This is a genomic window from Psychrobacter sp. Ps1, assembly GCF_022129425.1.
GTDB lineage: Bacteria > Pseudomonadota > Gammaproteobacteria > Pseudomonadales > Moraxellaceae > Psychrobacter.
In genome coordinates this window covers 198,171-210,685 of the sequence record NZ_JADQAN010000001.1, presented here as the reverse complement: position 1 = coordinate 210,685, position 12,515 = coordinate 198,171, and the positions used below count along the sequence as shown (strand labels likewise).

9 protein-coding genes and 1 other RNA gene are annotated in these 12,515 nt (G+C 42.2%); 3 read left to right on the top strand and 7 right to left on the bottom strand.

Features of this window, described 5'->3' with window-relative positions:
- Positions 1–113: 113 nt before the first annotated feature.
- From serC to ffs, 5 genes are all read right to left on the bottom strand, one after another.
- Positions 114–1,241, bottom strand: a complete 1,128-nt coding sequence (gene serC / locus I3249_RS00875; protein WP_238068070.1) for a 3-phosphoserine/phosphohydroxythreonine transaminase — start codon at positions 1,239–1,241, stop codon at positions 114–116.
- Between the two features lie 92 nt (positions 1,242–1,333).
- Positions 1,334–2,257 (bottom strand): DNA polymerase III subunit psi, encoded by a 924-nt coding sequence (locus tag I3249_RS00870; protein ID WP_238068069.1) that lies wholly within the window; start codon positions 2,255–2,257, stop codon positions 1,334–1,336.
- Between the two features lie 115 nt (positions 2,258–2,372).
- The gene (locus I3249_RS00865) at positions 2,373–5,321 is read right to left on the bottom strand and encodes a M48 family metalloprotease (RefSeq protein WP_238068068.1); all 2,949 of its coding nucleotides are present in this window, start codon (positions 5,319–5,321) and stop codon (positions 2,373–2,375) included.
- A 13-nt stretch (positions 5,322–5,334) separates the two neighbouring features.
- Entirely contained in the window at positions 5,335–5,931 is a 597-nt protein-coding gene (locus I3249_RS00860; RefSeq protein WP_238068067.1) for a LemA family protein, read from the bottom strand.
- A gap of 268 nt (positions 5,932–6,199) precedes the next feature.
- Positions 6,200–6,296: signal recognition particle sRNA small type (gene ffs, locus I3249_RS00855), an RNA gene on the bottom strand.
- 308 nt (positions 6,297–6,604) lie between these two features.
- Here ffs and I3249_RS00850 point away from each other — a divergent pair.
- Positions 6,605–7,321, top strand: coding sequence for an SIMPL domain-containing protein (locus tag I3249_RS00850; RefSeq protein WP_102091728.1), 717 nt, complete (start codon positions 6,605–6,607; stop codon positions 7,319–7,321).
- A 123-nt stretch (positions 7,322–7,444) separates the two neighbouring features.
- On the opposite strand, the gene I3249_RS00845 is transcribed toward I3249_RS00850, so the two are convergent.
- Positions 7,445–8,188, bottom strand: a complete 744-nt coding sequence (locus tag I3249_RS00845) for a DUF4124 domain-containing protein (RefSeq protein ID WP_238068066.1) — start codon at positions 8,186–8,188, stop codon at positions 7,445–7,447.
- Between the two features lie 202 nt (positions 8,189–8,390).
- Complete coding sequence (gene glnA / locus I3249_RS00840) at positions 8,391–9,800, bottom strand: type I glutamate--ammonia ligase (protein WP_057760355.1); 1,410 nt, start codon at positions 9,798–9,800, stop codon at positions 8,391–8,393.
- 828 nt (positions 9,801–10,628) lie between these two features.
- Here glnA and I3249_RS00835 point away from each other — a divergent pair.
- Positions 10,629–11,252: an aminodeoxychorismate/anthranilate synthase component II gene (locus I3249_RS00835; RefSeq protein WP_238068065.1), complete on the top strand. Its 624-nt coding sequence runs from the start codon at positions 10,629–10,631 to the stop codon at positions 11,250–11,252.
- A gap of 98 nt (positions 11,253–11,350) precedes the next feature.
- Positions 11,351–12,472 carry an anthranilate phosphoribosyltransferase gene (trpD, locus tag I3249_RS00830; RefSeq protein ID WP_238068064.1) on the top strand — a complete coding sequence of 374 codons (1,122 nt, stop codon included), beginning with the start codon at positions 11,351–11,353 and terminating at the stop codon, positions 12,470–12,472.
- The last annotated feature ends 43 nt before the right edge of the window (positions 12,473–12,515 follow it).

The window sequence follows — 12,515 nt, the reverse complement described above, 5'->3', positions numbered from 1 at the left end:
AATGGCGGCAGATATTAAACGCTTCTTCCTAAAACTGCGCATCGACAAATATACTCATAAAAAAAGACGCAACTTGTAAAAGCAGCGTCTTTTATTTTAAAGGCTATTATGACTTATGCATGCTTTTTTTCGAACGCAATCATAAAGTCAACCAGCTGCTGTACCCACTCAATTGGTACGGCATTGTAGATGCTGGCTCGCATACCGCCTACGTCACGATGACCTTTTAGATTTAACAAGCCAGCTTTTTCTGACTCTTCTAAGAATACTTTATCAAGGCTGCTGTCTGCTAAAGTAAATGGCACGTTCATGATAGAACGATACTTAGAATCTACTGGATTATTATAAAAACTGCTGTCATCGATTGTCTTATAAAGTAAGTCAGCTTTTTGCTGATTGATTTTACCGATAGCAGCTACACCTCCCTGCTCTTCCAACCAATCAAACACCAGCCCTGCTAAGTACCAAGAATACGTCGCTGGCGTGTTAGACATAGACTCTTTGTCAGCTTGATGCTCATAGTTCAACAGCATAGGACACCATTCACTTGCTTGCCCCATCAAATCCTCACGAATAATGACAATAACCAGACCTGCAGGACCGATGTTTTTCTGGGCGCCCGCGTAGATCATGCCAAATTTAGACACATCTATCGGCTGTGACAAGATACAAGATGACATATCAGCAATGATTGGCGCATCTACTTGTGGCGGCTCAAATATCTGTAAACCATGAATCGTTTCATTAGCACAGTAATGAAAATAAGCGACGTCTTCACTGATATTCCAACCGCTTTGCGCTGGTACGTCAGTAAAGTTACTCTCTTTGCCAGTCGCAACTAAGTTAATCTCGCCCAAACCCAGTGCTTCATAGCGCTTGGCTTCTTTGATTGCTTTACCTGACCACGCTCCTGTCGTCAAATAGTCACCGCGTCCACCATTTAACAGGTTCAATGGAATCGCAGAAAACTGTAAGCTAGCGCCACCTTGCAAAAACAGCACTTTATAGTTATCTGGTATCTCCATAAGCGTGCGTAGCTTAGCTTCCGCTTTGTCAGTAATGGCCATATACTCTTTGCTACGATGGCTCACTTCCATGACCGATAGGCCGCGACCTTGCCAATCAAGCAGTTCGCTCTGTGCGCGCTCTAATACGGCTGTTGGCATGGTAGCAGGTCCAGCACAAAAATTTGGCAGGCGATGCGGTGTGGCAGTTGCTGTAGACGTTGGGGTTGTAGGCATAATCACAGTCCTAGGTATGATGAAATAAAAGGATGTTTTTTATTTCAGTTTGTTGATAAAGGCATTGGTATCGATGTTAGTTTTTATACAACTCAATGAGATATCTGTTCCCACAGCTGACGTTTAGCATCACTGTCTGCGAGCATTTCTTCTAATGTCGGCACGGTGGTCAGATTGGGATGTTGAAGGCCATCAGGCAGCGCGGTCAGTGCAGCAACTTTTATCGCTTCGCTTCGACCAATTCGAAAGATATATCCTGCAAGACTGGCATTAGCAAGCTCAGCAGTATCCATACCGTCGCAAATCGGGAATGATGTTGTCTCGCAAGTGATTGATAGCGCTTGAATGATGTTTTGCCATAGTTTCTGACTGTCACTATTTAGCGCTTTGATATCAACCACTATTACCCAGTCACCATAGCGGCCACCTTGCAAGTCAAATGGTGCTACTTTTTTTAAGCTATCATCATTTATGCTGTCATCACTAGCACTCTGTGGAAAACTACTTTGCGGAAAATTATTCTGCGGAAATTGAGGTTGCTCAATAGGTGCATTCGTAGAGGTTACAGCAGTTTGGTTCGATGTAGTACTTGGGATGTCATGATAGATAGACCCAGTACTTGAACTAACCGCATCTGAACTGACCGTATTTGAATCAACGGAATCAAAACTATAGGTAACAGGGCTTTGCTCACTAGCCGCATGTTCAGTGGTAGCTTGCAAATCAGTACCATACTCATCGGTAACATAGTCGCTAGCATTGTAATCATTGACATCATGACCACTAGTCGGTTGATCAACTGTGTCTACAGCCTTAGCGCTCGCTACCTCATTGTTGTTAGACTCAATATCAGTGGAATCAATATGTGACTGCTCAACCGAAGCTGTCGCAATGTCAGCCACATTGATGGTTTTTGACTCAGGCTGCACCCACTGATTGATACCCATCATCGCTAGAATTTGGCGTTGCTGCACACGGCGCTGTAATACAGTTAGTGGGTCTTGGGTATCACTCATTCGACTCTACTATCCTACTCATTTTGTTTATATCATTTATAAATGTTTTTATTATTTTGGCAGCTCTCATTAAGCATGGGTCGTACTATCAATTAAGTACTAAATACCATACCCATCAAAACAGCTGTCGAATACCGAGCCAACGCTCTGATATTGACAACAAACAATCGTATTCATCTTGGCTGATTATCGTATCGTGTAACATCACCGTATGCAACGTACTTAGCCATTGTCGATACTCATTATGAGTCGGCTGGCTCATCTCTCTTTCATTATAATCTATTTGGCTACCGTCCTGTTGCTTCTCTCGATAATTATCAGCATTCTGAGCATCTATCACGCGCTTGAGAGTGTGATTGGCAGAGACAGGAACCGCAGAAATAATCGCCAATAACTGAATGCTATTCAAGTGCTGTGCGGTCAATAATAACCACTGCAAATTGACATCGCTTACTGTCACAAGATCAATATCAATCAAGCGCGCATGCCGTCTCAAATCTACAATATAATGCGCCACACTGTCGTTACCCTCACTCAATAACGATCGATCATACATTGAGATCATCTGGCCTTTGGCATCTTTTGATAGTCGATAAGCCAATAAGACAACAACTGATACTTCTGATTTACTAAGTCCTGTAAACACCTGACTTGAAGGATCTAGTTGCGCCCTTACGTCTTCCATACCAGTCTTCAGTATTTGCGGCCATAGAGATTGCGCGTCTGTATCTTGTAAAACTTTAGACAATATCGGTAGTAACTGCTGCAAATATAGCGCTTGCCATAATGATAATATTGGCGATTTTTGATTTGCTAAAGCTAATGGGTTATTCAGAGCCATAGCATTGGAGTTATCACTAGATATATTTTGATCTGACGAATCAGAAGCTAAGCTTTTGGTTAAGTCAGATGTCAGCTGTTGGTTAAATAACTCAAATATGCCCTGCTGATAACGCAACAACATCGTACGGCATTTCTCTTGTTTTTTATAGTACTGATGACTGTCGTGACTATGATCGTCTTTACTTTTGAGCTTTAGATTTTCAATACATAGTTCAGATAAATTCTTTTGATGCAATTGATTTAAGGCGAGCTCAATCAAAGCGCTGTCTAAACGTCTGTCCAAACTGGCTACTACTGTCATCAGCTTAGTATCTATCCTATGCGGTAATATTTGCTCATGGGAAGTCGAGTCAGTCGCAACAGAGAAGCCATCATTCCAAATATCATTCAAACTATAAGTGGCAGTCGTTGATAATGATTGATGCTGATGACAAAGCAAGACAGCTTCGACTAATGCTAGCGCACCTAAAGGATGATGACTATGGTTGAGTATGTACTGAGGTAGTGATACCTTTTTAATATCATTAAACCCAATTAATGTGTTTTCTGGTAGGTCAGCGTCAGGTTTGGACTGCCACGGTTTTAATAGCTGATGAACGCCAACGTCTTCGGCCTGTACTTGAAGCCGCCCATCGACCACCACATCAGCTTCTACGGCAAACTCTAAACCGTCATCAATCTCTAATTCGCCATTATCTTTATTACGACTTTCGCTTATAGATTCAGCAAGAACTTTTGCGTCACTTATCTGTTTATTGTCTCTTATATTAATCGTTGCAGCTGTTTGAGTCTCAAATACTGACGAGTGCCGCGTATTTTTTTCTGGCAAATATTCACTTAGGCTATTTTCTTTTGTTGCCCCCCAATCACCTAAGCGTCGTTGCCTATATATTTCTTTGACCTTTTGCTGATTTATTCGCTTTTCTTTGGCAACTTGTACCGCAAACTCATGATAAGCATCCGCATTAATAGCGCTCATACGCTCAGTCAAGCTTGGATGTGTGGCAAACCATGACACATCACCCAAGTCTGCCCCACTACTAGCAAAGAAAAAATGACTGAGTCCATTGATATCGGCGATGCCAGACAAACGCGAGCCGAGCGAGTCTTGATGAATGGCTTTTAAGGTTTCGATAATCGCAGGCGTACGTGTCAATTGAACACTAGTGGCATCAGCAAGTAGCTCGCGCTCACGATTAAAACTGTGCTTAATCAACTGCGCGCTTGCCATACTGGAGAAGCTTAAACCATGCAGTAGCAATGTCCAGACACTACGCGGGGCTTGACGATCTATTATAGGTGGCGTTTGCACCCATTTAGACTGACGCTTGGCTGAGGACTGCTGTTGTTGTGATTGCTGCTGCCAGTAAGCGACCCATTCACTATGCGTGGTGAAATTGGCGGTTTGCGCTTCTGTATTGCGTGCTAGCATATCAACCTGTCTCTGTGATAGAGACTTTTGGGAAATACTATCGCTATCAAAATAACGGTAATTAGATATTGGGTCACTCCAGTCGTATAGTATCTGCAAGCCTGCCAATACCACCATCAGCTGTAAATTGAACGTAGCATCACCGTGCAATATATGACCATATTCATGACCAATGAGTCCGTATAGCGCCTCATCAGACAGTTTATCTAACGCACCTTGAGTAACGACGAGTACCATATCTGAGCTATGGCGACCAGCGACGAAACCGTTGATACCCTGCTCGTCAGGTAGCACGTACAAAATAGGGGTTTGCAAACCTGCCGCAATGGCCAGTTGTTGAGCGATTTCATAGTAGCGACGATAAACGGGCGGAAAATCGCGCTCGTCACGTACTGCTATATGACGTGAACTATAGCGAACCTTTTCTTCAGCTTCGTGTTGATGAGCGACTCCTTGACTGTGCTCCCATGCTTCTTGGCTGTTATCAATGAATAGCCTAACCGCCCCTACTCGCTGAGCAATAGCGCGGCCACCTGCTCGCAGGCGTCGATACTCTAAAAAACTACCACCAACGAAACTGCCTAACGTCAAGACAATGACCAGAACCAATACCCAGTAGTATATACCGCCTGTAAATACTGTCAGCAGTATAGACATGACAGCCAGTCCCACTGCCATATGAGCAAGTACAATCAGGAAAAACAGTCCATAAAGTAATAGACTGCGCCGCGTACGTATCCGCTGTTCACCAAAAAAATCCATCAGATTAGGCTGCCTAGAGTTCGCCAAAATTGTCTAAACCTTAGCCCATATTGACAATCGGTGCCTGAGCAATCGCTTCTCTGTCTTCGAATACCAACGGACTGAGTGGACGAAAGCCAAACGTCGTACTAACGAGGTTATTAGGAAAGACTTCGCGATCATTATTATAAAACATTACGCTGTCATTATAATGCTGACGGGCAAATCCGATGCGATTTTCCGTATTGGTTAGTTCGTCCATGAGTTCCTTGATCATACTATCGGCTTTGAGCTCTGGGTAGGCTTCGACGACAGCGGAAAATTGACCCAACGCTTTAGACAGCATACCTTCTGCTTTTGCAAACAGTGCCATATGCTCTAGCGAGTCTGGCTGATGCTTATTAGAGTCTTGTAGATCTTGAGCATGATTACGCGCGCTAATGACGCGAGTGAGTGTTTCTTCTTCATGACTCAAATAACGCTTGGCAGTTTCGACCAAGTTTGGAATCAGATCATGACGACGCTTTAGTTGCACATCTATTTGAGCAAAGCCGTTCTTTGCTTGGTTACGTGCGCGTACCAATCTATTAAAAATAGATACCCCAAACACAACTACCAACACCAAAAATGCAATGAATAGCCAAACAAACATCTTCATAATCAAACTCCAAGGTGTCTAGAATGTTAATAAAAAGTTAATACATTGTATTTTAACTCATATTAATCAATAAAACCTTAGAACTAGATCGGAACTATAAAGGAAATCGAACAGGAAATTAAATTGAAAACTACATAAGCAATTAGCTAACCATCAGACAAAAATTTGACCCAAAAAAAGCCCTTTACAATGAAGGGCTTAATACATTACAAATATGTCTTTGATACTTTATAAATATAATTATCAAATTTTAGGCAAAAAAAAGCGACTCCATCAGCACATCCTCGGCACACACTATAACTATTACCGTTGCTACCTTCCGGTCCTGGCGGGATTCATAGAACAATGTTGCGAGGCTACCAATGGAGCCACCAGTCGCAAATTATACAAGAAATTTTTAATTTTACAACCCCTATCTTAAAACTGTTTGCTTTAGGCCCTAAATAGCACTGTCATTTAGTTCATTAGCTCAGGTCCGCAATGTATGAGCACAAATTATATCAGTAACTTAGGTCACAAAATTCTCACAGCAACTTATATGAATTTTGCTATTTTAGTGAATGAAGTTGCACCCATGTCGATTTCTAGAGAACAATAGGGACAACTTTTCATGTATAAATGAGCGTTGATAATTGTCATTTATATATTATTAGAATCAACTTAGGAGATAATAATGAAAAATACTTTATTGAATAAAGCAGCACTAGCTTCTGGTACGGTTTGTCTCATGACAGCGATGATGGGTAGCGCCCATGCAGAGCCAACAGGCTATGATCAACTGACATTTCAGACAGAAATAAAAGAAGAGATTCAGAACGATGAAGTACGAGCCAGCTTGTACAAGAAAGCACAAGCAACTGACTCTAAGACTTTAGCTACAATGCTTAACACCTCAATCAACAATGCCATGAAAATTGCCAAGCGCTACCCTAGCGTGACCGTGAGCACAGGGCAACAGCGCACCTATCCACGCTACGACAAAAACGATAAAATCATCGGCTGGACAGGTCAAGCAAACATAGACTTAAAAAGTACAGACTTTTCAGCAACCAGCCAACTAATTGCTGATTTGCAAGAAACCTTAGTGATGGACAATCTTAACTTTGGTGTATCAGATACTAAAAAGGATGCGCTAGAGCAAAAATTAATGACCGAAGCCTCTCGCGCTTTTCAGCAGCAAGCTAAGAGCCTTACCCGCGCTTGGGATGCTCGTGGCTACCGCGTCGTCAATGTTAACCTAAACACAGGTAGCAACTATCCACGTCCGATGTATAGCGCTATGAGCATGAAATCAGGAATGGCAGACGAGTCAGTACCAAGTCAAAGCTTTGAGTCTGGCAACAGTACTATTTCGGTGACTGCTAACGGTACCATCGAGTTAACTAAATAAGACAGCTTATAGTTAAAATAAAATAAGTGATTTACATTAAAAAAGGCAAGCATCGTTAACGGTGCTTGCCTTTTTATTTTGCTAGCGATATCTATCCATTATATTCAATCATTATTGAGACCATTATTGTGACTGAGCAACTTCCTGTTGACGCAGCTTTAACATCAATTTTTGATACCAATCTAGCTTTTGATAAGCCAATAGCTGCGCTGCCTTTCTTTTGTTGTCTTGCAATGTGGTTGTATTTTGAATCACATATACAGTACGTGTGATTTGCTCAAGTGTTTGGCCAGTTTCGCTTTGTATAATGGCCTTAATTGTATGAGTACCTGGCAAAACATCAACAGTAGCAATAGACGCGCTCAAACCTTGTGCAACCTCTTTGTCATCAAAATAAATACGGGCACTATCCCCTACCTGTAACGCAGGCCGAATCTGTACATTGACATCGATATTCTGTACGGGACGACGATAGGCTCTCTCTTCGCTAGGTTCAGTAATGGCTAACTGATAGTTTACTGGCGTGGTAACCTTAGTATTTATCGCAGGCGACTCAGTAGCAGTCACTGTCTGCGACGCATTTGATGATTGGCGACTTGTATTAGGATTGGTTGTCGTATTCAGACTAGTTGATCTGCTCGTCTCATTACCCGTCGTAATAGCCATTTGACTGACTTGTTTGCCAACTTGCTGCTCATAATCCTGTGGACGGTCGGTAAAGGTGACTTGACCGGTTTGCTCATCGACCACTTTGTAAATAGGTGCAGCATTCGTGAGAGATGCATAAAGACTAGCGAGAGCAACCGTAGTCCATAACCAAACTCTTATCTTACCCTTTAAAAAACTCGGTTTTGCTAGTAAAGTCATAATCCATCAACCTAGATAGTGTCTACTATTAATATAATTTTATAAAACTATTATGCGTGAGTTTTGACATGAAATCAGTAGCGATTTCAAAGAAAATTCAGCAATTGGACTGATACACTTTATTAATACGCATAAAAAAACCAGCTAAGAATAACTTAGCTGGTTTTTATGACTCAAAATAACTGAGTGCTTTAGCGACTAATTAGCAGCTGTAGTACATATCAAACTCAACTGGATGTACAGTTACGTTCAGACGTTGTACTTCTTCTTCTTTCAAAGCGATAAACGCTTCTAGCATGTCTTCAGTGAAGACATCGCCTTTTAACAAGAAGTCATGATCGTCACGCAGTGCTTGCAATGCAACATCTAAGCTCTCTGCAACCGTTGGGATTTGTGCTTCTTCTTCTGGTGGCAAGTCATACAAGTTTTTGTCCGCAGCTTCGCCTGGATGCATTTTGTTTTGGATACCGTCAAGGCCAGCCATCAATAGTGCAGCAAACGCTAGGTATGGGTTAGCCGTTGGATCAGGGAAACGTGCTTCTACACGTACCGCTTTCGGGCTGCTTACATGTGGAATACGGATAGATGCTGAACGGTTAGATGCTGAATAAGCAAGTTTGATAGGCGCTTCGTAATGTGGTACTAGACGCTTATAGCTGTTCGTTGATGGGTTAGTAATCGCATTCAACGCACGAGCATGCTTGATAATACCGCCAATGAAATACAATGCTGTTTCAGACAGACCAGCATACTCATCACCAGAGAATGTGTTTACACCGTCTTTTGAGATTGACATATGTACGTGCATACCTGAACCGTTATCACCAACGATTGGCTTAGGCATAAAGGTCGCTGTTTTGCCAAACTGATGCGCAACGTTATGAACAACATATTTCAATTGCTGAACTTCATCCGCTTTACGTACCATCGTGTTGAATGCAACACCGATTTCAGACTGGCAAGAAGCCACTTCATGGTGATGAACTTCAACCGAACCTTCACCAACGATTTCTTCGATGCGTTCACACATAACAGCACGCATGTCATGTGAGCTATCGATCGGTGGTACTGGGAAATAGCCGCCTTTCACACGTGGGCGATGCGCCATGTTGCCCCACTCGTAAGTCTCGTTAGTCGACCATGCTGCTTCTTCAGCCGTGATTTTATGACTAACGCCAGACATATCGACTGACCATTTAACATCGTCAAATACAAAGAACTCAGGCTCTGGACCGAAGTAAGCAGTATCACCGATACCAGTAGACTTTAAATACTCTTCAGCGCGACGTGCGATAGAACGTGGGTCACGGTCATAACCTTGTAGCGTTGATGGCTCGATGATATCGCAAGTCACTACCACAGTCACCGCGTCAAAGAACGGGTCAACAAAAGCAGTTTCTGGATCAGGACGCAAGATCATATCTGACGCTTCGATACCTTTCCAACCGGCGATTGATGAGCCATCAAACATTTTGCCATCTTCCATGACATCTTCATCAACGGTATGCGCTGGGAAGCTGATGTGCTGCTCTTTGCCGCGTGTATCAGTAAAGCGAAAATCAACCCATTTAGCATTAGAGGATTGGATAAGATCTAATAGTTTATTCGACATGAATAGTCTCCGTTGTGTTGATCACGTAATTGCGATTTAAAATTATTAATATGATGTTCTTGTCCAAGAATGTCAGATGTGCTCTCAATACTAAAACAGCGCATTCGATATTATGCTTATTATCAGCACTATTTTGCGTATTAGTCAAGATGCTCATCTAAAGCGTTTACTCAATCAGACCAATATTTGTGCACATGGTCCAACATACGCCAATTCAATCCTAACGACATTCTAGCAATATACAACTCATAATGCTGAACTCTTCGGGCTCTTGTTAATAATTATTTTTAGACCAGTTTTTTGGCTTTAAAAATAATCATAACAGCAATAATGCAAAGGCTATGCCAATGTATTAACACTCTGATAACAGATATAGTTATAAATAGATTTAATTATCAATATTTACAGTGATTTATACGATTAATATCGTTATATATTAATTAATTCTCATCTAGTTCAGTTTTAGAATAGCACTTAATTAGAGCACCAGTTGAGAACTAAACGCACTTAATCGGTGCAAATACAAGTATGTTTATCGTTATAATGCTATTTACTGGTGCGCCGTTAATAGCTGAATTAATAACATTATCCCTGCTCAAACTATTCTCATTGTCGACAAAATAATAAAAAATATGTTTTTGCTTGGTGCTTACTTAGATAGCCCGTACCCTACATTTGATAGAAAACAAAATAGTGGTAAGATAACCGCGCGCAATAACCTCCTCTGTTATAGTCAGAGCTGCTTGTGTTCGGCAATCAAGCGACTCGATAACAGTGAGAACAAATTTCATGTTAAAGATATAATAAAACTGATAAGTTGAAGCCTTAATGATTTTGATGATCGATAATTACGATAGCTTTACGTACAATATCGTACAGTACTTCGGTGAGCTAAAGCAGGACATCACTGTCTGGCGTAATGATCAGGTCAGCATTGAGCAGATTAAAACCCTTGCACCTGATGTTATTGTGATTGGCCCAGGTCCGTGCGATCCTGACCGTGCAGGTATTTCGCTGCAAGCCATTGAGACATTTAAAGGAATTATTCCTATACTGGGTATTTGCTTGGGTCATCAAGCTATCGGTCAAGCCTTTGGCGGTCAAGTGGTCAAAGCCGGCGAAGTCATGCATGGCCGCTTATCAGCTATCTATCACAACGAGCAAGGTGTGTTTGCTGGCTTGCCTAACCCGTCACAGGTTACGCGTTATCATTCGCTCGTCATTGACAAGACAAGCTTGCCAGACTGCCTTGAACTCACCGCATGGACACAGAATGCTGATGGTAGTATTGAGGAAATCATGGGTATTCGCCATAAGGAGCTGGCTGTAGAAGGCGTCCAGTTCCATCCTGAGTCGATATTGAGCGAAGCCGGTTATCAATTGCTCAATAACTTTTTACAGACTCATGGCTTGTCTACTCTAACATCCGATGAGCTACCACAAGTTGGCTAGATTTGACTAAAAGCACCTTGGTAAAAAATGCTGCTTTCATAAGCCTATGCCAAATTTCACACAGATTCATATAAAAAATAATAGTAAGTGAGACCATAATGAGTACGACAAGAATAGAAGAAACGCATACGCCAGAGAGTATTGCAAAATTGTCTGATGAGCAAACACATCAACTGTTAACCACAGCTTTGGGTAGAATATTTCAACACATCGATTTAACTTTTGATGAGATGTATCAAGTGATGCTGATTATCATGCAAGGTAGATGTAGCGACGCTATGATGGGCGCTATCTTGACGGGACTACGTATGAAAGGCGAATCCATTGACGAGATTACTGCTTCAGCCAGCGCCATGCGTTCACTAGCCGCCAATATTGAACCAAAGAACTGTGATTACTTGGTAGATATCGTTGGTACTGGCGGTGATGGTGCTAATCTGTTTAATGTCTCGACTGCATCGGCATTGGTTGTTGCGGCAGCTGGTGCACAAGTTGCTAAGCACGGCAATCGCGGCGTCTCAACCAAATCTGGTAGCTCAGACTTACTTGAGCAAGCAGGTATCAGTCTTGCGCTCACACCAGAGCAAGCAAAAGACTGTATCGAAAACCAAGGTATCGGGTTTTTATTTGCACCCAATCATCACAGCGCCATGCGTTATGCCAACCCTGTACGCCGTGAATTAAAAGCACGTACCATCTTTAATATTTTGGGCCCATTGACCAACCCTGCTGGCACGCCAAACTTAGTCATCGGTGTATTTACCGCGCAGTTATGTGAGCCGATTGCTAAGGTGATGAAAAACTTAGGCGCACGTCATGTCATGGTAGTAGGCGCAAAAGATGGTCTTGATGAAATCAGTCTTGCGACTTCGACCACAGTCGCTGAGCTAAAAGATGGCGAGATATCAGTCTATGATATGATGCCAGAAGATGCGGGTATCGAGTCCCAAACTCTTATCGGCCTAGATGTCGACTCTCCAGCACAAAGTTTAGATCTGATTCGTGCTGCGCTATCTGGAGCCGACACTCATGACCGTGCCGTACTTAAAGCACGTGACATGATTGCGCTAAATGCAGGTGCCGCGATATATACTGCAGGACTTGCCAGCAACTACCCTAACGGTGTTAGCCGAGCACAAAAAATTATTCAAAATGGCGATGCTTTACTCAAACTTGAGTCTTTGGCCAACTATACCCAGCAGCTAGTCGCTCAAGGTTAACTTATAAGCACTCATCTACTGTCTATAGTCAAAGAAATCTAAA

What these genes read in the sequence shown, in the direction of transcription:
- serC (WP_238068070.1), bottom strand. Translation starts at nt 1,241, where the DNA reads ATGCCTACAACCCCAACGTCTACAGCAACTGCCACACCGCATCGCCTG.
- I3249_RS00870 (WP_238068069.1), bottom strand. Translation starts at nt 2,257, where the DNA reads ATGAGTGATACCCAAGACCCACTAACTGTATTACAGCGCCGTGTGCAG.
- I3249_RS00860 (WP_238068067.1), bottom strand. Translation starts at nt 5,931, where the DNA reads ATGAAGATGTTTGTTTGGCTATTCATTGCATTTTTGGTGTTGGTAGTT.
- I3249_RS00850 (WP_102091728.1), top strand. Translation starts at nt 6,605, where the DNA reads ATGAAAAATACTTTATTGAATAAAGCAGCACTAGCTTCTGGTACGGTT.
- I3249_RS00845 (WP_238068066.1), bottom strand. Translation starts at nt 8,188, where the DNA reads ATGACTTTACTAGCAAAACCGAGTTTTTTAAAGGGTAAGATAAGAGTT.
- glnA (WP_057760355.1), bottom strand. Translation starts at nt 9,800, where the DNA reads ATGTCGAATAAACTATTAGATCTTATCCAATCCTCTAATGCTAAATGG.
- I3249_RS00835 (WP_238068065.1), top strand. Translation starts at nt 10,629, where the DNA reads ATGATTTTGATGATCGATAATTACGATAGCTTTACGTACAATATCGTA.
- trpD (WP_238068064.1), top strand. Translation starts at nt 11,351, where the DNA reads ATGAGTACGACAAGAATAGAAGAAACGCATACGCCAGAGAGTATTGCA.